This window comes from Myxococcales bacterium (assembly GCA_023898405.1).
In the GTDB taxonomy this organism is placed as follows: domain Bacteria; phylum Myxococcota; class UBA727; order UBA727; family JABDBI01.
This window is the reverse complement of sequence record CP060221.1, coordinates 2,267,092-2,291,114: the sequence shown is the minus strand read 5'-3', so window position 1 is coordinate 2,291,114 and position 24,023 is coordinate 2,267,092. Positions and strand designations below refer to the sequence as shown.

Below are 24,023 nucleotides of genomic sequence, written 5' to 3'. Positions count from 1 at the left end.
TAAAAAAATTCTTCACCATGCACCCCCTACCCAAATGATTTGATAGTGTCAATATTCTCACCTGTCATTAAGGGTAATACATGCAACTTACTTCATTAACAGCATTTTTATTATATATATTTATATTACTATCAATAGGCATTTTTTCAACAAGAAAAAACCGCTCAGCAGAGGGCTATATTTTAGGAAACCGCGGGCTTAATTATTGGGTCACCGCTATTTCTGCCAATGCCAGTGATATGAGCGTTTGGCTGTTTATGGGCCTTCCCATGGCTATCTACAAGGAGGGTTTAATTCACATTTGGACTGCTGTAGGTCTCATACTTTTTATGTTTCTTAACTGGCACTTTATTGCTCCCAAATTGAGACGAGCTACAGAGCATTTTGACAGCCTTACTCTCCCAACATTTTTTGACAGGCGCCTTGGCACCAATGCTAAATCACTGAGAATATTGGGCGCCATTTTTTCCATGATTTTTCTCACCCTTTACGTCTCTGCAGGCATTACCGGCATGGGCTATTTATTTGAATCAATCTTTGGACTTAACTATGCTATTGGTTGCACAGCCGCCATCTTTGCCGTTCTAATCTATATCAGCATCGGAGGATTCACCGCCGTTTGCTATACAGATTTTTTTCAAGGCATATTCTTACTTGTTGTCATCATTTCTGTGCCAGTTTTGATTTTATTGAGCGATGGCTCTCAAAGCCCACAAATTATCTTTGGCGCTATCTCAAAAAATTTATGGACCTTTGACACATCAAGTATTCTTACTAGTATCACGCTGGCCTTTGGGTGGGGTGTCGGCTATTTTGGTCAACCTCATATCCTCAATAAATTTATGGCTATTCGCAATCCCGACGAGATTTCTAAGAGTAAGTGGTTGGGCACATTATGGCAAATTTTGGCTTTGGGAGGGGCTGTTTTGGTTGGTATTGCTGCACATCATTTTTTCCAAACACCGCCCAGCAATGCAGAAATAATATTTGTAGATATGGTCAATTCTTTGTTTTCGCCTTTCTTTGCGTCATTTATTTTGTGCGCCATTCTTGCTGCCACACTTTCAACAGTAGACTCACAGATACTGGTAATCGCAAGTGTTGTGGCAGAAGATTTTTATGGAGTGCTCAAAAAGAAAAATGCCAGTGATAAAAAAATTATACTGGCATCTCGCCTTGGAGCTGTCGCTACGTGCCTGATTGCCCTGGGTGTTGCTCTTATGAAAATTTCTTCCATCTATGAGCTGGTTTATTATTGTTGGGTTGGTATGGGCTCGGCCTTCGGCCCATTAGTGATAGCAACTCTTTATTTCAACAAACTCACAAAAAATGCAGCCATTTTTGGAATGCTTTTTGGGGGAGCCGTGGGGCTATGCTGGATATGGCTCGACAGTAGTATTTCAGCTACCATTCCCGGTTTTATTGCTGGAGGGGGAGCCATTTTGCTTGTGTCCCTCTATGAGCACAAAACAGCTAAAGCCCTGTCAAAAAATAAATAACATAACTTGAAAGCGATGCAGTCCAAACATTAACGATTGCATTGCTTTGGACTCGTTGTAGTAGACTTTTGCCTGTATGGACTGCTTCTAGATCATGCTCGAGCTCAGCAGTATACTCGTTCATTCCTGCATAAAATTTATAGTTGATACGTGGAAGATTGGCCGGCAGAAAAACATTTACATCACCTAACTTTCTTCCATTGAGCAAATTTTGGGCAATTTTCTTTTCACTGATTGTGTTGATATTTTTTGATGAAAAATATTCTTGGCATTGCCCTTGGTTATTCATTATATAAATTTTATTTTCTCCATCATGACTCAGATATAAAAAATTTCTTTTTTCAAAAGCTCTGGAGCCTACAGAAAATTTTTCACTCTCTACCTGATAATAATTTTTGATAGCCTCTGCGTCACTAGGATATTCTTTGGCATGAAACACCATCGATAACTTATTTTTATCAGCTCCATAGCCTACCAAATGAGCATGAAATAAATCATGAGGGCTTAAATAAATTTCTGAGTATGCCGAAGAGATAGCCTTAAACAGTGAATAATAAAATTGATTGCAAACATCTTCATTAAACTGCCAAGTTTTTCCAAGCAAGCCATTGCTGCCCCAATTAAGTACCCTGTCTGGCACATTCAATTCTCTAAAATTATTTTGATGAGAAGGAAAACAAAGCTGATTAAACTGTGCAAGCTCAGCAGAGTGTGTTTCAATAGGTTCCATACACCCATCGTTCATCAGTTCATTAACTGGAAAACTCTCTAAAGCTGAAAGTCTCATCGCAAGTAGAGCTACAAAAACAATTGATTTAAATAGGAAGTTCATTATTTATCCAAACGCAATAATTTACACCTATCAATAGTTTTTAGTGGCAGCTTTTGGCTAGGAAACAGTAAAAATAATTTTTAAACAGAGTAGTTTTCATCTCTCCAACCACATGCCGCATATTTTTTAGCTACAAGCAAAGACTACTCACTTAGAACTGCTAAAAATAAAAAGCTGATAAAGGAAATGCCTTGTTGTTGCATTTGATAATTCCATTCTTTTACTGCCTCATTTCTATCATCGGCAAAATAGGCAATAATATTTTTTTGGCCAAGTTTTGTTTGAAAAACTGCGTTAAGCAAAACACTTGCATAAACACCTTTATCACCTGTCCAGTATTCCCCCATGCCATCGTTGGCAAAAATAACTCCGCAATCATGCATGTTCAGTGTGGCTCTTATTTCAGAAGAAAGATTAGCAGGCACGGGATCAAATTCTATATCAAGTGCGTTCAATTGCTCTGTTGTTTCTTGAGTTGTACTGGGATCACGATATGTCAGACCAAATATTTTAACGCCCCGCTTTCTTAGCTCACAAAAAATTTTCTTAATATCTGTCTCAATTAAACTTATAACAATAACGTTTGCTTCCGCATCATATTGAGTTTTAATTTCGGAGTTAATATTAAAAACAATACTGATAAAATCTGGTGAAGTTTTAATTTTTCCTACTCCCAAAAATTCGGCTGTATTGATAAGCGCTTTTTCGGCTGAAAGCATATTCGCATTCGCTAGAAAAAATAAGATAATTACAAAAGTCCGCATATATTAACTCCAAATTATTCTTACCTAATAATCGGGAATTAATTTTTCATTATGATCTTTGCGATAACTCGGCTAGTGAAACTTTTAGCTTATCTGAGTGGGCAACTTTAACTCCTCGATCGAGTGTTTGCCTGCGGCTGCAAGAGCTACTTTAAACTCCAATAAAATTTGTTCAATACAATTTTCTAGGTCGGTTTCTTTCCCCATGGCAGCGTGCAAAAAGGGCTGTGCCATAGCTGCAATATCTGCTCCTAAATAAAGAGCTTTGGCAATATCAAGACCACTTCTGATACCACCTGTTGCGATTAAAGGAATTTGTTTATCCACTGCGCGTACATTACGAATGGAATCTGCTGTTTTTATTCCCCACTCGCCAAAAACTTTACCCAATCGTCGCATCGATTCATCGGAAGCACACAAAGATTCAACCTTCGACCACGAAGTTCCGCCCGCCCCTGCACAATCGATTCCATCTATCCCTGTATTGATCAGAGCCCTTACCGACCTGGAGCTAAGACCAAAACCTACCTCACGTACCAAAACCGGAATCGAGCGCCTTTTGCACTCGATCACCAAAGAAGAGATAGCACGAAGCACACCGCTAAAATTCTTGTCACCTCGTTTCTGACACATTTCCTGAAGTGGGTTGAGATGAATAAATAGTGCATCAGCTTCAATCATATCGACGGCACGCAAGGCATCCTGCAGGTTGAGACCCGACACCAATTGCGCTGCACCTAAGTTCGCAAAAATAAGAGCTGTTTTGGCGTACTGCCTCACCACAAAAGAATTGCGAACTTCCTCATTTTCTAGCGCCAAACGCTGACTTCCTACGCCAAATGCCAGGCCAAAGTGCTCAGCAGCTTGAGCCCATCTTTGATTCAAAAAGGACCCAAGCTCCATTCCCCCAGTCATTGGCGCAATCATCAAGGGAGCTTTTAAATGGTGTCCCAAGAAACTTGTCTCGATATTCACGTCATCAAGATTTATTTCTGCAGCACTTTCGTTTTCTAAATCAATCAGTTCTAGACCAGTTGTCTTTTGATACTGCGACTCATCAAGCATGCAAGCCTGCACATGCTTAAGTTTGATATTTGAACCCATTTTTGCTGATTTCATCGATAATTTCATAGCACTCAAATTAGCTCATACAAGAGCTCTTTGCTAACTTCTAAATTTCATACCAATTCCCGAAATTAACTGGACTTTTCAAAATACTCCCTAAGGTTTTATTCTGTCAGCGATTTTTGTTGGTCTAAGCGTAGCTATAATATTGTCAGCAATGTTTTTAAGCTGAGTGAAGGCATAACTATGGGAACGAATATTGATAACGCCTTTGGGTTTGTATTTTGGTGATTCTCCCAGTTTTTCAGCTATATAGTCGGGGATGACACCAATTTTTTTGCTTATAATTTCAAGACTTTCATGCCCTTTAGCGTGATATTTTGTGCTTATTTTCCACTTTGCTCGCTCACGCTTTTTGGCAGGAATGGTTTTGAGGCGTTCATAGAAAAGCTTTGATTTTCCTTTAGGAATCCGCAGCGTGTAATTCCCAGGAATAACTTCATCTCCTTCGAGGGTATACTTCGTAAGTCCCGGATTATACTCCCTTAAATCATCTTTACTCACTGCCTTGCTTGAAAGAAGAGCTTTTATCGACACAGGTCTTAAGACTTGTACCAATTCATAATTCCACGGTTGCTCCTTGGTGAGATTGGGAAAATATTTTTCGCGATTCTGATAGATATAGAGCGCAGCTTTGAATTCTTGATAATAATTTTTTGATGCATAACCAAATATGGGTGAGTCATGCTGATCGATTATCACATCAATTTTTTTGGTATTGAGGCCTGCCACAGCTCTCAACATGCCAGGATAACCATAGTTGTAGGAAGTTATGGCTAAGGGCCACTCTCCAAGTCCTTCCTTAGCCTTCTTTAAATATTGAGCCGCAGCCATAGTCGCAATCACCGGATCTAGGCGTTCATCGGTAAAACGATTAACATGAATTCCCGAAAGCCGAGCTGTTTCTTTGACAATACCCCATGGGCCTGATGCACCTGCGTGAGAAACCGCATTAATATTCCAAAGCGATTCTACAAACACCAAAGCGACCAGATCAGTCGGAAGCCCCTGGGATTTAAGTAGCGCTTCTACTTCATCGATGTAACGCCCAGACATCTTAAGCCCAAGCTCAAACTGACTTTTTAGGCCATTTTGATTACGCAAGCGAGCAGACAAATCTGCTATATTTTCAAGCTTGTTTTTTTTTATGATAACATCAAGTTTTTTCTGAAGCGGATCCAATGTATTGGAGCGACTTTTGCTTGTCAACATTTCGAGAGCGTCTGCAATTTTTGTATAATGCTTTTTCACATCATCTTTATATTTTGGCGAACTGATCTCCTTGGAAATTTTTGGTAAATCAAGAACATCATAGATAGTGTAGGTCTGAGTATCATAAAAAACTGCCTGGTGACTGTCATAGTGAGCATAGATTTTTATCCAAAAATCTACTCCTACTCTAAGGCTCTCAGGCAAGGCAAACATCTGCGCCGATAGAAAACGACAGAAAAAAAATCCAGATAGTATAATAAAACTTTTTTTCATATAACAAATAATATAAAAATTTTGCTCAGCAAAGCTATTTTTCGCCTTACAGTTTTAAAACAACAAAATTTTCAATCCCTTTAAAAATCGCCTAGAAAACCCACGTGACTTTTTGTACAAAATCCGCTCTGTTGGAGTAGGAAGTATAAGATGTGGTGAAGGCGCTTATAAAGTAAGCTAGGACTCATGACAATAAGAGTGGATCGATTAACATCCATCGATATTCGAGGAACAATAGATGCGGGCTCAAACTTTTGCATATCTGACAATTTTAGTCCTATCATCGATATTTTTTTGCTCCTGTACAAAATCTTGTAGCAACCCAATCGATCACACTGGCTTTATCAATATTGCTGTTTCGTCTCCAATCGAAACATTAGATGCTCGCTATGCGACTTCTGCTAATTCATTGCGCATAAGCGGGCTTGTTTTCGCACCTTTATTAACATTAGGTGATGATCTAAGCCCACAGCCTTTTTTAGCAAAGAGCATTGAAATATTAGATGAAAAAACCTTCAAGATCACTTTACATCCCAATCTTAAATTCCATGATGGTACTCCCATCACCGCTGATGACGTCGTCTATACTTTTGATCAATTAAGCAGCAAAAATGTATCCTCTCCTCACGCACAAAAATTTAACTACTTAAAGGACATACAAAAAATTTCTCCCACCGAAGTAATATTTGAACTTAAAAAAGTATTTGCACCATTTTTAACTGATATCTGTGCCTTGGGTATTGTGTCTAAAAATTCATGTTTAGGCCGCTCTCAAGAATGCCGTCATGAGTACAATGGTTCTGGTCCTTTTAAAGTCAAAGAATGGAACAAAGCCAAAGAAGAAATTATATTTGAGCCTTTTGCTGACTGGTGGGAAGGCGCTCCTAAAAACCCTCTGTTTGTGCGGATAGTGCGTGATGAGAACACGCGCTTGCTTGAGCTCATGGGACAAAAAACCGACTTAGTCCAAGGTGACATTAGCCCACAAAATATTCTTGAACTAAAAAAACAAGCTTATCTCGATGTCGAGCAGATTGCAGGAACTGGCTACTCATATCTCGCAATTAACGTGCGTGGTCCGAAAAAAAACGATAAAGAAAATAGCGAGTCTTACCTGACTCACAAGGCGCTTGCTTCTATAAAAGTTAGGAAAGCCATCGCTCATGCAATCGACTTTGATAAAATTATTGAAAAAATACTCTTAGGCACAGCAAAAAGAGTCAGCGGCCTTATTCCCAACGGACATTGGGCAAAGGATCCAAGTCTTAAAGTTCCAGCCTATGATCCAAAAAAAGCAGAAAAAGAACTTGATGAAGCAGGCTTTCCTCGATTATCCGGCCATCGTCCTCGTTTTCAGCTAACTATTGCCACGACCCCTAATCGTATGCGGCAAGGCATTGCTCAGCTTTACGCTGATTATCTTGGCAAAATTGGTATTGAAGTAAACATTCGAGTAAAAGATTGGGGAGCATTGTATCAAGATATGAAACAAGGAAATTTTGATCTGTTCAGTGCTATTTGGGTACCGGTTACAGAGCCTGATTTATACCACTGGGTGCATCATTCTGAAAATATTCCTGACTTGGACGGAAGTGGAGGAAATCGCCATGGCTATCGCAATCAAAAAGTTGATAAATTAATTGAGCAAGCTCGTTCAATTATTTCCCCGCAAGAAAGAAAAATGCTTTATCACCAGATAGAACAAATTCTTTTAGATGAACTTCCCTACATTCCCCTTTGGAATGAAGACCAAATTGTGATCTACAATAAAATCCGTCTGCATAACTTTAAAGCTCACCCTACTGGATCTTTATTGGGCCTCAGAAAAGCCTATATTGAACCATTAAAAAAGAAGGCTAACAATTGATTAACTGGTTAATATTTATTTCTGCATTACTCATTATTTTCTGGAGCACCAAGGTGTCAGTCACCTCGCTTCGAGGAAAATGCTTATCCTTGATTGCCGTCATGTTTGGTGCAACTATTATTGTTTCGGGCAGTTTAAGACTTGTGCCAGGTGATCCTATCGATCATATCTTGGGAGATCAAGCTCAAGAAGCTTCACGAGAGCTCTTGGCGCGGGATTTGGGTTTAGTCAATGAAAATGGGCAGCCCGTAGGCTTCATCGATCAATACGCAGGCTTTATTAAATCACTCCTACGTAACGATATAAAGAGCTTTATGAGCAGAGATAATGCGTTGGACATTATTTTATCCCGCCTCCCCTACACCATAGCATTAGCTTCATGCTCTATGCTTATTGCCATCATACTTGGCCCTATCCTTGGCGTTTTTGCATCTCTCTTTCGGCATCGTTGGCCTGATCATCTGCTCAGCCTTTTTGCGCTGGCCGGCATCTCCATCCCGAGTTTTTTTTTGGGACCAGTTTTATTGCTCATATTTGCTATCAAGTATGCGGTGTTACCCATAAGCGGGGCCGACGATGGGATTCGCTCTTTGATTTTGCCTTCTATTTCAATGGGCACAGCCCTCGCCGCCATGCTGGCAAGAATTTCACGCGCGAGCATGCTCGAGGTGCTTTCTGAAGATTTTATTAGAACCGCTCAGGCAAAGGGGTTGGCACCAAGTACAGTATTTTTTAAACACGCGTTAAGAAATGCGCTTATTCCTGTCATCACACTCGTTGGCTTACAATTTGGAGCAGTGCTTGCAGGCTCAGTTATCACCGAAAAAATATTTAATTGGCCTGGCATTGGTCTTTTATTGCTGGAATCGATTCAACGCTTAGATATGCCCCTGGTACAAACTTGTGTACTCGTAATAGCTCTCATCTATGCTCTTATCAATATTGCAACAGACATCCTTTATAGTTTTGTTGATCCAAGAATTAGCATTGGAGGATCACGCTAATGCACCGCTTACAAAAAAGAGCGCTCAGACATTTTTTGCTTCTTTGTGGACTCACTTTATTTTTTCTTATGCTGATGATTGCTATTTTTGGTCCTCTCATGCTTGATCCTGATGGTATCAAGCCTAATTTATCATTTCACCTAATGTCCCCTCAGGCAGCAGGTCGTTTGGGATACGGTATTAATGGTATCGATGTTTTAACATGGCTTGTGTATGGTACTCGCATGTCTTTATTGGTCGCACTCTTAGTCACTTCCATATCAATCAGCTTGGGAATTATTTTTGGTGCTATTGCTGGATATTTTGGTGGCAGCATTGATGCTGTGCTTATGCGAATAAGCGATATTATTCTTGCTTTTCCTGGACTTTTACTCGCTCTTTATCTTGCTACTGTGATGCCACCAAGCATTTTTAGTTTGGTATTTGCACTCTCTGCTAGCGGTTGGGTAAGTTACGCTCGACTCGTTCGCGCTCGTGTATACGAGATTAAAGACCGAGAATACGTCATGGCCGCTATAGCACTTGGTGCATCTACGAGGCGCGTCATTGTGCAACACATTTTACCGAACATAATGGGTCCTATCATTGTGCAAGCAAGTTATGGTTTAAGCGCAATTATTTTAGCCGAGGCAGGCCTTACATTTTTAGGTTTGGGTTTGCCCATTGGTACTCCTTCGTGGGGGGCACTTTTGGATCAAGGTGTGGCAAATCTTTTTAGCTCTCCTTACCTGGCAATTTTTCCTGGTATATGCATTGCTTTGAGCGTGCTTGCTTTTAATTTTCTGGGCGATGGACTGAGAGATATTTTGGATCCAAAATCATCGCTTCATTAATGGAGTACTGCCGTGAATTCAATACAAGCAAGTGAGTTATTTATTTGTGGATTTGATGGACAAAGTTTGCCTGGCGATGTTTCTTCACTTTTACAAACTCATACTTTAGGTGGATTAATTTTATTTCGCCGCAACATCGTCGATCTCGAGCAAGTGGTGGATCTCAATGCTCAGATCATCAACAGCAATCTTGACCATCCCCCCCTCATCTGCGTGGATCAAGAAGGTGGCCGAGTAGCACGACTGCGAGGAATATCAACCGACATTCCGCCTTTAAAACAGCTGACTTCTGTTTTATTGAATGATCCGCACTTAAGTTTTCGTCTGGGCGCAATGATGGGTCGAGAACTTGTTGCTATGGGCTTTCATTTAGATTTTGCCCCGGTGTGCGATATTGCACTTGAACAAAAGGATGAAGACATCGTCGGCGATCGATCATTTTCAAGCGATGCCAAAATCGTCGCGACTCTCACCGCTCAAATGATAAAAGGCATGCAGGCTTCAGGGTTAGCTGCCTGCGCTAAGCACTTCCCAGGCCATGGAGCCACCATAAAAGACAGCCACTTTACTCTTCCTTACGTCACAACAAAAATGAATACCCTCCATGAGCGTGAGCTTGTTCCTTTTAAATCAGCGATCAAGGCACAAGTGGCAAGCATCATGACTGCTCATTTGATCCTTCATGAACTTGATCAAAAATTTCCTGCCACCATGAGTGAAGTTGTCATTGATCAACTTTTACGTAAGCAATTGGAATTTAATAATGTGGTTATCTCCGACGATCTCGATATGAAGGCCGTAGCTGATCACTATGAGCTAAGAGAAATTATCGAACAAAGTTTAATGGCATCGGTTGATATGTTTATCATCGGCAATGATTGGGATAAATCACAAGAAGCCATCAGACTGACACAAGAATTAATTGATACCAACCAACATATTTTTAAAAAGGCAGTGCTTGCGCAAGAGCGCATCAAAAAATTAAGAACGCACTATGTTGGTAAAGCCTTAGCACCCAACCAAGAATATGCGCGAAAAATAGTTCGTTGCCCGCCTCATCTTGATTTGATGGAGGCACTGCTATAATTTTTTAAAAACATAAATCAAGAGAAAAAAATGAGCACTATAAACATTCTCGTCTGTGAACCCTTAGGGGAAAAAGGCCTTGATATTCTAAAAAGCCAAACGCATTTTAAAATTGAGACGGCTTTAAATTTAACTAAGGCTCAGCTCATAGAAAAAATTGCTCATTTTGATTGTTTGCTCATCCGCAGTCAAAGCGATGTAGACAAAGATGTGATTCAGGCTGGAAAAAAATTAAAAATGATTGGTCGAGCAGGTGTCGGTATCGACAATGTGGATATTGCCGCAGCAAAAATGCACAACATCGCTGTCATAAATACTCCTACGGGCAATAGTATCTCCACTGCGGAATTTAGTTTTGCACTCATGATTGCTTTATTGAGAAAAATAGTTCCCGCTCACCAGCATGTACTCTCAGATCAATGGCAGCGATCACAATTTAAAGGGACAGAACTTGCGGGCAAAACTTTAGGCATCATAGGTCTTGGAAATGTTGGGCGTCTTTTAGCCATAAGGGCTCAAGCTTTTTCTATGGAGACTCAAGCTTTTGATCCCGTGCTGGATTCTTCGCTATTCGAGCACTATAGGGTAAAAAAATCATCGCTCAAAGAATTGCTTGCAAGCAGCGATATTGTATCCCTCCACTGCGGGCTCAACCAGCACACCAAACACCTAATGAACCAAAAAAATATTTCTCTCATGAAAAAACACGCTGTGCTCATCAATGCAGCTCGGGGAGAACTAGTTGATACACAAGCTTTAATCGCAGCACTCGATAGTGGACACCTCTCAGGAGCAGCCATCGATGTTTATGAAGAGGAGCCCCCTAAAAAAAATGATCCACTGGTTCATCATCCAAAAATCCTCAGCACTCCTCACATTGCAGCATCCACCAATGAAGCTCAAAGCAAAATATCACTCCTGCTTGCCCAACAGGTGATCGCATTTTTTTCTGATGGCCACGATTTAACGAGAGTGGTTTAAAAAATTAGTCTATTTTATACGGATAAAAAACATCATTAAAATAATATCCAAGTCGGTCAAAAATAATATTATAATCATCCATAGCATTATTTACATATGAATAAGCATAGTTTAAAGTGTTTATTTCAATGTTTTCAACAAACATTATCAATCCACCCAATTTTTCATCTAAAATCCTTAATTCTTCATTGCTTATATTGCCACTATTATTCGTGCCATCTAACGCTTTTTTTAATAATTCATATTCTTTATATGCAATATTAATAAATTCTTTATTAATATTTTCAATGCGAGATTTACTATAAAGCACAACACTCAGTTGTCCTAATTTAAAATTTAACTCTGACATATATTGAACAGGATTAATTTTTATTATTTCACCGCTATTAGATAATTCAAATACACCATGTTGATAAGCGGTATTTTCGATATTTTCTTCTTTTTCTGTGTTTTCTTCTTTAACACCAATTTTTATTATTTTTTCATTGTGTGAAAAATTTTCATAGAATGAATTTTTACTTGTTTCTTTTTCTGGCCGTTGAAGAATAGTTATTGATTCAGTTTTTTCAGGTATTTCATTTTTTTTATCCGTATTGTTCTCAATATTTATTGGAATTTCATTAGAGTTATAATTTTGTTGAATTGCTATTTCTTCAACAATAATTGCTTGTTGATTACCAATATTTTTTTTATTTTTATTCCCTCTATTTTTTTTATTATTACCTCTGTTTTTTTTATTATTTCCTTTGTTTTTTTTATTACTAGGTTTTTTTTCTTTTTTTGTGACTACTTTATCTTGATTAATTTTATCTTGATTAATATTTTCAACTTTTGGCGGATTTTTAATATCAGCTATTTTGCTCTTACTATCATTTTTAGTTTTATTCGAACTGGCAAAATTTTTCTTTTTATTTGCATTTTTATTATTTGCATCTGTTTTTTTATTTTTAGTTATTTTTTTAGATATATTTTTCCTATTCACAGATAACTTATCATTATCAAAAGAATTCAATATTTCATCAAATTTTTCATTATACTCTTTTTCTAATTCCAATTTCTTAATAGATTCTTCATGTTTCTTGATTGCTGTATTTTTTTCATAAAATAAAATCAATAAATCAATTACATACTGATTATTATAGCAAATTTCATTAAACCTGTTTCTTTTAATGTTTAGTAAATATGACATATCTATTAAAGTAGGAGTTTTTTTACCATCTAATATTGAAATTTTTTCTTCATTTATAGATGCAAAGAAGTTTTTAGGATCATTCAAAAATACTGCTAAAGTATTTCCATAATCTCTATTATTTTGATCTTTTGTAAAATTTAAACATATGCATGAAGAAATATTTAATCCCTTATTACCTTTTAATCTACTGGCAATAATTTCATTAATAATAACCACCAATAAATCATTGACCATTCCACAGTTTTCCACATTATAAATATAACTCAAAAATTCATCTCCAGTCATATAATCATTTTCAATATTATTTTCATAAACATTATTTTCTACTTTACCCTTTAAAATCATTTCAATTAAACTGATACCTCTTAATTGATTAAACATAATATAATAAAAATAATTTATTTCACCTTTAACAAAACTGTCAAAAATATTTTTTAAACATGCTATGTGGGTAATTTTTTTATATCCTTCAATCCCATATGTTTCAGTGTTAACTTTGTAATTAAAGAAATTATTATAGTATTCTTTTTTATAACGAAAATACTCTTTAACAGATTCATTATTAATATTTTTTACAGAATTACTTAATAAAAAATCATTTTTTTCTTTAAAAATAAAAAAATCAATAAATTCTGTTATGATTTTTTCTTGTTGTTTTTCATCATTAGATTCCAAAAATTTAATTAAAGCAGATTCTTTATGAAAAGGATGATTTTCATATTCTTCTTTTGACAAAGAAAAAGAAATATTTGAAACAAATAAAAACCCTAATAATGCTTTAATTATTTTAATATATTTTTTCACCACAATATCCTATTGTTTTTATATTTGTCGACCTATTATATTTTTTTAAAAAAAAATACAATTACTGAAAATAATTTTAATTTAAATTTCTGGACACGACCACATTTTCGGTAGTGCGGCAAATTGGTTGAATTCTAAAATTGCGATCCCAAATTCATATCTATTTATAAACAAGCCAAGCACAATGTCATGCATGGTTTCAGACTTAGAAAAACAAATAGTTTTGCGCCCCAGTCGCTTTATCCTTGTTCGCAGAGCTAAATGTTTTCGTTCGATCTTTTGGGTGTTTTCTTTCCCAATAGAAAGATGTTTCGATGAGATGTGTCTTTCGTACCCGCCCCAGCCGTCAGTGAAGTAATGTTCGATTCCAAATGGTTTCATGAGTTGTTTTAATTTCAGCAATCCGTCGTCATGATGCCTATCAATTACATAAGCCAAGACTTCACCAGTTTCATGGGAAATGGCATGCCACAGCCATCTTTGATTGCTCTTATTCTGCACAAAACTCCACATTTCGTCCGCTTCTACCTCGTCAACTTTGATGATGTCTACAGAATCAAAAGCCAAGTCATTTCGCAACAAGACAGCCGTGTTAATTTGGGTGAGCGCACAGCCTTTTTTTTAATGTGGACATCACAGTTTTCTGGGAGACACAGAGCACTCGCGATGTATCTCTAATTCCTGCCCCATTCATAGCCATATCAAGGATCTTTTCTCTAATTTCTGCAAGCCATCCCTTATTGTCATAGCGGACAATGAAAGTTTTCCTATCGCATTTATCATTTTGACAGCAGTAGCGTTGCTTGCTGTTAGAGCTCTTGCCAAATTTAACAACGGATTTTGTGTCTTTACTGCTCGGGCATTCCAGTGGCAGGTAAACAGTCATGGCCTTCCTTCAAATCTTATTTAAGAACAAACTCAATTTATTAAAGAAAGGAGAGAAGAAAAATAGTTCAACAAATTTGCCGCACTACCCTCAACTCATTACTGCTTTATTGAAGAAGAGCAAGAAAAAATAAAAAATATTCCCTCCCTCATATCAAAAATAAAATTCTTTATTACAAATAAAATGTTTTAATAGCGAGGGGAAATAATATGGATTTCAATAATTTCTTTAGCAATTCATTACAACAACTTAAGCAAGATGGAGCCTACCGCACTTTTGCCCAACTTGCACGAATGAGAGGACAATTCCCAAGTGCGCATTTACAAGAGCAGCAGCAGTCAAAAAAAATAACTATTTGGTGCAGCAATGATTATTTAGGCATGGGCCAACATCCTGCAGTGCTTCAGGCTATGCATGAGGCTCTTGATGAATTAGGAGCAGGTGCTGGTGGCACAAGAAATATTTCAGGAACAACTCGTGCCCATGTTGAACTTGAACGTGAAATAGCTGAGTTACATCACAAAGAAGCAGCCTTAGTGTTTAGTTCTGGTTATGTGGCTAATCAAGCGACACTGCAAACATTAGGGAGCAAAATTCCCAATGCTCTTATTTTATCTGATGAGCATAACCATGCTTCCATGATTCAAGGAATAAAGCATTCAAGAGCTGCTTATAAAATTTTTCGCCATAACGATGTAGACCATTTAGAAGAGCTTTTAAAAAATGCTGATGCTAAGGCTGCAAAGATAATTGCTTTTGAATCTGTGTACTCAATGAGTGGGAGCATCGCTCCCATTCGCCACATATGTGACCTCGCCAAAAAATATCAGGCACTTACTTATCTTGATGAAGTACACGCTGTTGGAATGTATGGATTTCAAGGTGGCGGCGTCGCTCAGGAAATGGGCATCGCTGAAAAAATTGATGTCATACAAGGGACATTAGGAAAAGCATTTGGCCTTATGGGCGGTTATATCGCTGCTCGCCATGAGCTTATTGATTTTATCCGAAGTTTTGCCAGCGGATTTATTTTTACAACATCATTGCCCCCGTGCATAGCTAAAGGAGCAAGCGCATCAATAAAAATTATCAAAGAAGAGGCTGGAAAATTGCGCGAACAACATCAAGTGCGCGTTCATCATTTTAGAGAGAGCCTTCGCAAACTTGAGGTACCTTTTGTCGATAACCCTAGTCATATTGTGCCTGTAATTGTTGGTGATGCTAAAAAATGTAAAAACATTACCGATCGACTGCTTAAAGAATTCTCCATTTATGTTCAACCAATTAATTACCCTACCGTTAGAAAAGGCACTGAAAGAATGCGCTTTACCCCTACCGCAGTGCACACCCATGGAATGATTGAAGAATGCGCTCAAGCTTTGGCAACTATTTGGCACGAACTTGGATTGCCGCGCGCTAGAAAATCTCAGTTCACTACACCAAATAAAGAGGGTTACTGTTTAGTGAATTAAAATGTTTAAGAAGCTGGAAAAAAAATCAATTTGGCAATTCTGGTTTGTGGGAGATCTTAAACTGTATTATCGTGGCAGTAGTCAGAACCTGTGCTGGCAGAGATGCAAGCCCCTCACTTGTTTCCATCGACTCCCAATCACAGACAGCGGAGCCAGGAATCAATGAACTACATCGCTAATGCAAGATTATGTATCAGACGATTGGAAAAACGGCTTACCTCCTGAGATTTGATTTTTTTTACAGCCTCCTGAAATCCTTGTTAGAACTTTCGGCCTAAGGCATTTTGCACTGACGACTGGGGCGGATATGAGCGCAACATCAATGCAAAACAGCTATCCATGGGCAATGGAGAATACTCAAAGAATAAAAAGAAAGCACCTTAGAAGCTGTAAAAAAGTCTTTTCATCTAAGGAAGGAAAACTTTATTTGGCCAAGCAATATATCATCATGAACGGCGGTAGCAGGTTTTTGAAAGACAAGCCGTTAGACACTTTTAAAGCCTTGGCCCCTGATGAAAAGACTATATTATTTAACTGGTTACTAGAAAAGAAATCCAACATTTTTGCTAGCAATCCGCCAAACCTGTGTCTGGAATAGAAAAGTTATGCAGAACTAAGCAGTCACTTAGATTGACTGCTTTTAGCATTAAGAAAGCCTGTAAACATACAGGCCTTAAATAATATCTAAAAGTAAAGTTTAACGGGCATCATCTGGAATGAAAGCGATGAGTAGTACGAGCTACTCGTGTCTAGAAAGAATACCCAAGTCCCATAGTTACAGGAAGAGTAAAATCAAACATCCCCCAAGGCGGGCCTTCATTAATGTTTTCTTTAGCTTTTCGACTATGCATAGCAATGCCTGATTCAACAAAAATACTGAAGGATGAAATTGCAACTTGGACTCCAGCAAGTACTCCGACGCCAAGACCAAAGGTAGAATAACCTTGCATCCCCCCATAACTCAGCAGGCTCAGAGGAGTTACCAGATATGGTTGAATAATAGGTATAGGAATTATTAATTTAGGGCGCAACCACAAATCAAAATAATGCACCTTAACCAAAGATTTTCCGTTTTCTTTAAAGCCACCGTAACTCTCTGAACTGATCTTGTTCATGAGTAGGTAAGGTATTGGATCAGAAGTTACCCCTTTCGTATAGGTGATCTCCGCACCAACACTAAACATAGAAAACAAATCGAATTCAAGCCCAAGACCACCACCATATTTTTCTAACTTAGCAGTTTTATTCTCATACCAAGCTCCTAGATTACCTACAGCATAGGTTTTGAAAATGGCCTGACTCTCAAGTGAAAAGATAAGGAAGCAAAATAAATAAAGTCTCTTCATATCTTCATCCCAACAATTATCGACAAGAAGTAAAGCTATTTACCGCTATAGCCCAAAAAATAAAAAATTCATTATCATCTTTGCTGACAAAAACTATTAAGGCTAATTTTTTACTCAGACTATCAGCAATGTTTTTTAAACAGATAAAAAATTTTTTGTATTTTATTGCGCATTGAATTATTTGCAGAAAAATTAATATTTTTAACAGTTCCTGTATAAAAACAAGCTATGTTTCAGCTTTATTTTCTCACCACACATCGTTTACATCTGTTAGGACACTACTAAAAACAACCAATACATGCCGTGAAATAAGTCTTCCACTCAATAATACTTAATTCTTCAAGTGGCTTTTCAAGCTGCTCAAAAATTTTGCCATATTTATTCCACTTCTCAAGCATTCTAGTGTATTTTTTTGACAAATTTTTAATGCATTTATATATCAACAATCTATCACTAACGCATAGACATTTATTTTTAACACCATAGTTAACAAACTGTTCTACATTCATAGGAATATTTTCCATTACTGCCCTGCAAAGAGGAGTTTCCCCTTTATTGTTTTTCTCGTACACATGAGCACCGTATTTGATCATATTTTTGACAGCTTTTGTATTTCTACACCGAGCTGCCTGATGAAGTAATGTATTGCCATCATGATATTTTCTATTAATGTCACCTCCGTTATCAATAAATAACTTTACCATTTCGCCACAATCATTAATCACTACGCTAAACAAGGGTGTAGTAGATGTTTTACTTATCACATCAATCAAAGCATTATTCTCAATAAGAATTTTTGCGACCGCGACATGGTTATTCCATACTGCGCATAAAATTGCCGTCATATCGAGCGAATCTTTAGCATTTACTTCTGCACCTTTTTTGAGCAAAAATTTTACAATTGCTCTATGACCTTTTTCTGCTGCGTTCATAAGCGCTGTTTCTCCTGTATCATTTGTTCTATCTACCTCTGCACCTTTGTTAATAAGTAATATTACGATATCTTCATGTCCTTCTTTAGCTGCACAGTGAAGCAAGTACTCGCCACATGAATTTTTTTCATGAACTGCATTAGGATTTTGAGCTAGGCGCTCTTCAATTTCTAATAAATTATTATTGTCTATTACATGATATCGCTTAATAAGATCATGAATCGGGTTCGCCTGACCAAAGCTTGTGAAAGCAAACATAATTGCAAATACATATTTTTTTAGATTCATCGTTAAAACCTCAATATTTTAAAAAGCAAAGCATCTAATTCACCAACGGGGAATTTTTTGAGTTTAAAAAAACCAACCCCTCTAATTTTAGAAAGGATTTTAGAAAACTAAGTTTGGAATTTAATCATCGCTGTATCGCAGCTTAAAATTTTTTTTCGTGAAAACCGAGAGTTCATTGCTTTCAATCAAAGTCAAATTTGACTGTTGTGTGAATGCGCAGAGATTTTTTTGAAGAGCATCGGGAAAGTCGCTCTCATAAATAAGCTCTTGGCAAGCATTATTATTGAGTTCTACAGATTGTACGTGGGCATTATTTTTTACCAGCTCTAATTTATTTTTGCGTACATCAACAGCATAGTGGTGGCCGCCCTGAGCAGCTTCAATGCTAATCAATACTCCTTCTTCAGTGTCATGCTGAGTAATCTGGGTTTTTCGTACAAAGTTATTATCGCCAAACTTATTTTTATGAAGATAAGCTGTGCTCAATCCATCATCTTCCATCAAAGTAAAAGTTGAAGCTAGATCAGAGGGGTATATGCGAACAATAAGCTCATTCCTGACAGTATTATCTCGTCGTTTACCGTAAACATTCATGGTGGCATCATCCACATACATTTTTGGAATAATGGCACCTTTTTTGGCAAATACTGGCAGTGAAAAAATATTTTGGCCTGTGCGCCTATCCTGCTTTGTAAAAACTATTGGTCCAATGCGACCACCACCAAAATAATGTTCATGGCTTTCATAATCAAACCACTCACCGGCTGGAAGCTCGATGATAGAACTATCCTGAGCATAGTCTTCAGCCATCTTTAATAGTAAAAACTCGCCAATCATTTTTTGATTTGCCATACGCCTAAATCGTAAATCATCTTGGTAGTAAAAAAACATAGGAGGATAAATTGGTAAACCGTTGAGATGAGCTTGATGGGCAAGCGAATAGACATAAGGAATTAATTCGTATCTGCGCTGAACATTCCTAAGATTGCTTAATACTTCACCTCGATTGTTCAAAGAATAGCTTTGGTTTTTGCATAATCCATCATCATTAAACCAGTCTTCTCCAAGCGCCCAAGCATGGGTACGCATAGGATTTTCCACTAAAGAAGAATAGGCTGCCCATTTGGTAACAATACTACGATCAAAAGCATCTTGTGGACGATAGCTGCGATCTCCTCTAAAAAAACCACCTGTATCCGAGCTGTAATAATCCATTCCTAGCATGCTCATGTTCATTTGTGTGTTAGCTTGAGCGCGTAGGTTTTCAAAATTACTAAAGGTATCACCTGACCACATACCACCATAGCGATGACTCCCTATAGTACCTGCTCTTGATAGAGTAAAAACTCGAGGAGGAAATTGAAAATCAGTACCACGAAGTTCATTTAAAGCATGCGTCATTTCCATTTGATTGGCCTTAAAGCCTTCAAAAATTCCTTGAGCCCATAAAAGATTGTAGAGGTTGTGGACAAAGGGATGAGTATTTTTTCCATCACTAAATCCTTGATAATACGAGTGTGCGTAATACATTTCAGGCTCTCCTAAATCGAGCCAAAAATTAAAAATTCCTAAACGAGCATTGTGGTGCCGCTTGAGCTGATGCCAATAGCTGCGAGCGTGGGGATGAGTCCAATCGAGCATACCACCGCCTCCCCACCAAACCTGGTGCCCAACCTCCCCGGCCCTGCGAAAATCTGTCGTGAGCCAAGTGCTTATGAAAGGAATACCATGCTGATTTTTATACTGATTTATTCTGGCTAAATATGAATCTTTATAGTTTTCGAATGGAAATTTATTAAAACCTGTTTTTTCTTTTCTTTCATTAGGATTAGACAAGGCAAGAAAATCGTCGCTTACACCATCGACATAAGATTCTTCAATAGGCATCACTACAACCCCATAGGTGTTAAACAGGCGCTGAATATTTTGTTTGGGATTAGGAAAGCTTCCACTGTTGATATCACCATTAATGGGGCTGCCTTCATGAAATTGTAAAGAACCCATATGATGGCTGCTTGGCTCAGAAAAACTTCCACCGAACCATTGTAGATCTAACGCAATACCATCGATCGGAAAATTGTTTTCCCAAAGCCCTTTAAGCTCGTCATCTATTTCCTTCCAATTGTTGTAACCAAATTCTGATGTCCAATATCCGAACACGCTTTTAGGAGGAACAGGGGCATATCCTGTAAGTTCATGAAAAATTTTTTTAAGCTCTACGACGTCACTTCCACCCATGACAATAAATCTGATTTTTTCATCCCACAAATAAGCATGCCATCCGATGGAATCTGAATTTTTTTCTTCGAAGGCTCGATCATAAAAATCCCAACCAATTTTTGTTCGGGTATCGAAGAGGAGCCCAATATTCTCTTTACCCTCTCCAAGCAAATAAAGCATGGGAAACTGAGAAACGCTTGGACCACCCTCATAAAAATTATCACCTAGATTATGGCCAAATCGAAAATTGCCATGCCCTCGTACACTGGCGTCCCAATGCCGATATGTCCAATCGCCATTTGTCTCATCACTGTAGAATAGATTGCCCACTCCATAAGCATTTTTCATGCCTATTTTTTCTATAAACACTGTTTTTACGTCTTCATTAAGTTTTTCAGTGCAAATTTTGCTGGTTTTTTTTTGAAGAACTTTATCAAAAATTGTCACACATCGAAGGTCATCATCAATGAAGACTTTTATTCTATCATTTTCAACATATTTTTCCTCATGATCGTTGCTAACCATGATCTCACATGATTGAGCAGCGATAAGCATTGGGCTCATAAAGATTGGAGAGTCTGCATCAGATCTTTCAAAATTAGGAGAGTCACCGCGCGATTCAAAGGTTTCGAAATGTAACTGCCCATTGCCGATACAAGCAGCTTTCAGCCAACGAGTTCCACCTTGCCAATGAAAGTCGAATATTTTGTTTGTAACTAAAGCAACAGAAGAAAAACTTAGGAAGTAGAGAAAGTAAGAGCTAAATAATATGATCACTGACCAATTCACTTTGAACCAACCTTAAAGAAATTCGCTTCACATGAATGTAGTAAAGAGTAAAATTATTTCCTAACGCGCTTGATTCTTTGGGAGCTCAACGAGCAATTTTATCAGTATAAAAAGTGAAACCGCAGTTTATTAAGATTAACAATGAACAAAACTCTAGCTCGTTTATCCTTGAATACTTTCATAAACTATGAAGGAGGTGTCCCTCGTGCAGGAATTACAAATCAAGAAATGCATTAATAATGAGATGAATACCCAAGCCCAATAGCATCAACTACAAAAACATACGCATCGTTGAGCAAAGGAGCACCTTAAAAATACTGTTGTGTTAAGCCGTAAAATTTTTAATGCTCAAAAGATTAAATATTATGTTTAAAATTTCTATGTTCCACGCAACAAGCTGACAGCTTGAAATTGAGATACGCTCATCTCAATTTCAAGTTGTGTAACAATCAAGTATCTAGGGGTTAAGATTGTTGGTGTATTCAATTGTTGAGTCTGAATTGTCACATGTAATTGATTCACCGGCAACTTGATCTGTGACCGAAGAAATCTCAGAGCTATAGGTACAAGTATCGTTTTTTCTAATTTTTGTTCCTGAAGGGTCGGTAATATCGTCTGGGCAATTGTCTCCACTACACCCAAATACAGCTTGACATTTGCCGCTCATTGATCCCCCATCGAGCCTTCTTGAAACTTCAATTTTGCAACGCCCTTTTCCCTGCCCTAAGCATTTTACTGACTTTGTTTCACCAGGATTAACTTGCTTGTATTGATAGGGTATGGCAAATGTCGAATCTTTACCGTTATAAGACATTAAACAAATATCATTTGCTCCGTCATTGGTGAATGATACTGATATAGTCGTAAACGAATTCAAAGAAAAAAGCATGACTACAAAAAAAAGAGCATTTATCATCTCAACTCCCTAACAATTATATGTGAGAAATTTTTTTAAGTTTAAACTGCAACATGCTGATTTTCAAAATTTAGTGTATTTATTACTGTTTTTATACATTGGAATAGTTGATCGAATATCCATGTTAATAACAAGATAAGGCAGTCTTATTGACAAGAGCACTTAAAAAGCCAATCAAGTTTATCATGAATATTTATCTACAATTTAAATTAGTTATTTACAGCTTTTTGTTTTTTCTATCTTTATCATTGGGAGCGTTAGACCTGTCTTCAATCGCATGTTTTTTTGCTGGTGTTGGTGTTACTACTGCTGGGATTGGTATAAGTGCTGCTTGCGGATGCGGGGTAAATACTTGCACTAATCCTCCTGGTCATGAATCGAGAGGTTATGAGTATTGCTGCGACTCAGTCAATCGAGTAAAAATTTTGCTCAGGGGCAATAGTGAGCTTGTGTCAGCAATCAACCAACAAAACCGCGACTCTATTTTGGAGGAAATAGAATTTGCTGAAGAGTTACCACCTAATTCCGTGACGGACTCCTATTACCTTAAGATGACTACCGATAAAGAGTATCTCACCACGAAAAAAAGTCTTTTTACCAAAGATAGCGTTGAGAGTATCGATCTTATTTATCTAAATAATTTATACGGAGGAAGTTCTTGTTACAAACCATTGAACCTGACAGCATTTTTTGGATACGACGATAACCCTTGGGTAAAAAAATATGTCACCAAAGATCTTGAAAATGTCGTTCGCTGGCTTGCGACTCAGGATCTAGAAAAGGACGAGACTTACATCCGGAAAATCTTATCACTTAAAACTAATAAGATATGCAACAAAGCAAGGGCCTATAATTTTATCGGAAATTCCAATGACCCAGTCATATTACAAATATGGCTTACCGAAAGACTGCTGTGGTCATGCGAATGTCTTAAGGCTGGAAAAATACTCGATATTACTCAACTTCATACATCTGATGATTGATCAGCTTCACTCTCTTTGCTCGTTAAATTAATTGAATAATAAATCAACTATAAAAATCATGTTTAATGTGGACTATTCAAAAAACTTGGGAGGTTATGATGAAATTTATCTTGATTATCTTTATTTTTACTCAGTCCATTTTAGCATTCAACGAACAAAACAAAAATATCTTCAACAGAGTTAATTAAAAACTTGCTAAAGATAAAAATCTAATAAAAAATTCCTTAACGGGAATGAACTTAAAAAAATTTACAAGAAAATTTGTTTAATATTTTGTATTTTTATTCCACGACAGGAGAACAATAATCAACTCCCTATAAAAAGCGATGAAGCACGTGCATTGCTTTTAAAATTGCATCACAAATTTAATTATGTACCCGATTTTATAGATGAGCTTGCAACTGCAGATGAGTTTCTCAACTTTTTATCTAATGAAACTTATTTAAATGCAGATGAAAGTAACAGCCAATCTGAGCTTTCATCCCCTGATGAAATTGACGACACGAAATCGAGCAGAAAACGTAGTCATATACTGCACGATCAAAAAATTTGCCAGCAATTAGATGAATGTCTTTTACTTCTGCGCTCAGCACAGCTTGAAAGAAGTACCGGCGCACAAATTATTGGCAGTTATCATGCATCTCTTCTTGAACTCAGGTGTTCTCAACTTCATCAACACTATAAAAACGCTATATAAATTCCGCTAATATAATGATAAT

19 protein-coding genes and 1 pseudogene are annotated in these 24,023 nt (G+C 37.4%); 10 read left to right on the top strand and 10 right to left on the bottom strand.

Annotated elements, in window-relative coordinates; translation table 11 throughout:
- Positions 1–80 precede the first annotated feature (80 nt).
- Entirely contained in the window at positions 81–1,499 is a 1,419-nt protein-coding gene (locus tag H6731_10355; GenBank protein USN50647.1) for a sodium/proline symporter, read from the top strand.
- Here the strand turns inward: H6731_10355 and H6731_10350 are convergent.
- From H6731_10350 to H6731_10335, 4 genes are all read right to left on the bottom strand, one after another.
- Positions 1,474–2,331 (bottom strand): hypothetical protein, encoded by an 858-nt coding sequence (locus tag H6731_10350; protein ID USN50646.1) that lies wholly within the window; start codon positions 2,329–2,331, stop codon positions 1,474–1,476. The two genes, H6731_10355 and H6731_10350, sit on opposite strands and share 26 nt — an antisense overlap.
- Before the next feature lie 143 nt (positions 2,332–2,474).
- The gene (locus H6731_10345; GenBank protein ID USN50645.1) at positions 2,475–3,095 is read right to left on the bottom strand and encodes a DUF2608 domain-containing protein; all 621 of its coding nucleotides are present in this window, start codon (positions 3,093–3,095) and stop codon (positions 2,475–2,477) included.
- 84 nt (positions 3,096–3,179) lie between these two features.
- A complete protein-coding gene (locus H6731_10340) occupies positions 3,180–4,214 on the bottom strand; it encodes a type 2 isopentenyl-diphosphate Delta-isomerase (GenBank protein USN50644.1) in 1,035 nt (344 codons plus the stop codon).
- Between the two features lie 102 nt (positions 4,215–4,316).
- Complete coding sequence (locus H6731_10335) at positions 4,317–5,636, bottom strand: lytic transglycosylase domain-containing protein (protein ID USN50643.1); 1,320 nt, start codon at positions 5,634–5,636, stop codon at positions 4,317–4,319.
- A 307-nt stretch (positions 5,637–5,943) separates the two neighbouring features.
- Between H6731_10335 and H6731_10330 the strand changes: the two genes are divergently transcribed.
- The 5 genes from H6731_10330 to H6731_10310 are packed head-to-tail and all read left to right on the top strand — an operon-like array spanning position 5,944 to position 11,476.
- Entirely contained in the window at positions 5,944–7,572 is a 1,629-nt protein-coding gene (locus H6731_10330; GenBank protein USN50642.1) for an ABC transporter substrate-binding protein, read from the top strand.
- Between the two features lie 53 nt (positions 7,573–7,625).
- Positions 7,626–8,576 carry an ABC transporter permease gene (locus tag H6731_10325; GenBank protein USN50641.1) on the top strand — a complete coding sequence of 317 codons (951 nt, stop codon included), beginning with the start codon at positions 7,626–7,628 and terminating at the stop codon, positions 8,574–8,576.
- Positions 8,576–9,409: an ABC transporter permease gene (locus tag H6731_10320; GenBank protein ID USN50640.1), complete on the top strand. Its 834-nt coding sequence runs from the start codon at positions 8,576–8,578 to the stop codon at positions 9,407–9,409. The genes H6731_10325 and H6731_10320 overlap by 1 nt, the downstream gene beginning before the upstream one ends.
- Positions 9,410–9,421: 12 nt before the next feature.
- Positions 9,422–10,495, top strand: coding sequence for a beta-N-acetylhexosaminidase (nagZ, locus tag H6731_10315; GenBank protein ID USN50639.1), 1,074 nt, complete (start codon positions 9,422–9,424; stop codon positions 10,493–10,495).
- A 30-nt stretch (positions 10,496–10,525) separates the two neighbouring features.
- Positions 10,526–11,476 carry a hydroxyacid dehydrogenase gene (locus H6731_10310; GenBank protein ID USN50638.1) on the top strand — a complete coding sequence of 317 codons (951 nt, stop codon included), beginning with the start codon at positions 10,526–10,528 and terminating at the stop codon, positions 11,474–11,476.
- A 4-nt stretch (positions 11,477–11,480) separates the two neighbouring features.
- Here H6731_10310 and H6731_10305 read toward each other — a convergent pair whose 3' ends face one another.
- Both H6731_10305 and H6731_10300 read right to left on the bottom strand, forming a co-directional pair.
- Positions 11,481–13,472, bottom strand: coding sequence for a hypothetical protein (locus H6731_10305; protein ID USN50637.1), 1,992 nt, complete (start codon positions 13,470–13,472; stop codon positions 11,481–11,483).
- 81 nt (positions 13,473–13,553) lie between these two features.
- Positions 13,554–14,358: pseudogene (locus tag H6731_10300) on the bottom strand (IS1 family transposase).
- A gap of 209 nt (positions 14,359–14,567) precedes the next feature.
- Here H6731_10300 and hemA point away from each other — a divergent pair.
- Together hemA and H6731_10290 are read left to right on the top strand one after the other, a co-directional pair.
- Positions 14,568–15,830, top strand: coding sequence for a 5-aminolevulinate synthase (gene hemA, locus H6731_10295; GenBank protein ID USN50636.1), 1,263 nt, complete (start codon positions 14,568–14,570; stop codon positions 15,828–15,830).
- A 307-nt stretch (positions 15,831–16,137) separates the two neighbouring features.
- Positions 16,138–16,428, top strand: a complete 291-nt coding sequence (locus tag H6731_10290) for a hypothetical protein (protein USN50635.1) — start codon at positions 16,138–16,140, stop codon at positions 16,426–16,428.
- A 151-nt stretch (positions 16,429–16,579) separates the two neighbouring features.
- Here H6731_10290 and H6731_10285 read toward each other — a convergent pair whose 3' ends face one another.
- The 4 genes from H6731_10285 to H6731_10270 all read right to left on the bottom strand — a co-directional run bounded on the left by H6731_10285 (position 16,580) and on the right by H6731_10270 (position 22,321).
- Positions 16,580–17,176 (bottom strand): hypothetical protein, encoded by a 597-nt coding sequence (locus H6731_10285; protein USN50634.1) that lies wholly within the window; start codon positions 17,174–17,176, stop codon positions 16,580–16,582.
- 281 nt (positions 17,177–17,457) lie between these two features.
- On the bottom strand, positions 17,458–18,396 hold the full coding sequence (locus tag H6731_10280; GenBank protein ID USN50633.1) for an ankyrin repeat domain-containing protein: 939 nt from the start codon (positions 18,394–18,396) through the stop codon (positions 17,458–17,460).
- Positions 18,397–18,516: 120 nt separating this feature from the next.
- The gene (locus H6731_10275) at positions 18,517–21,393 is read right to left on the bottom strand and encodes a DUF5110 domain-containing protein (protein USN50632.1); all 2,877 of its coding nucleotides are present in this window, start codon (positions 21,391–21,393) and stop codon (positions 18,517–18,519) included.
- Between the two features lie 469 nt (positions 21,394–21,862).
- The gene (locus tag H6731_10270; protein USN50631.1) at positions 21,863–22,321 is read right to left on the bottom strand and encodes a hypothetical protein; all 459 of its coding nucleotides are present in this window, start codon (positions 22,319–22,321) and stop codon (positions 21,863–21,865) included.
- A gap of 185 nt (positions 22,322–22,506) precedes the next feature.
- Here H6731_10270 and H6731_10265 point away from each other — a divergent pair, with 185 nt between their 5' ends.
- The gene (locus tag H6731_10265; protein USN50630.1) at positions 22,507–23,304 is read left to right on the top strand and encodes a hypothetical protein; all 798 of its coding nucleotides are present in this window, start codon (positions 22,507–22,509) and stop codon (positions 23,302–23,304) included.
- Positions 23,305–23,644: 340 nt separating this feature from the next.
- Positions 23,645–24,001, top strand: a complete 357-nt coding sequence (locus H6731_10260) for a hypothetical protein (protein USN50629.1) — start codon at positions 23,645–23,647, stop codon at positions 23,999–24,001.
- Positions 24,002–24,023: the final 22 nt, after the last annotated feature.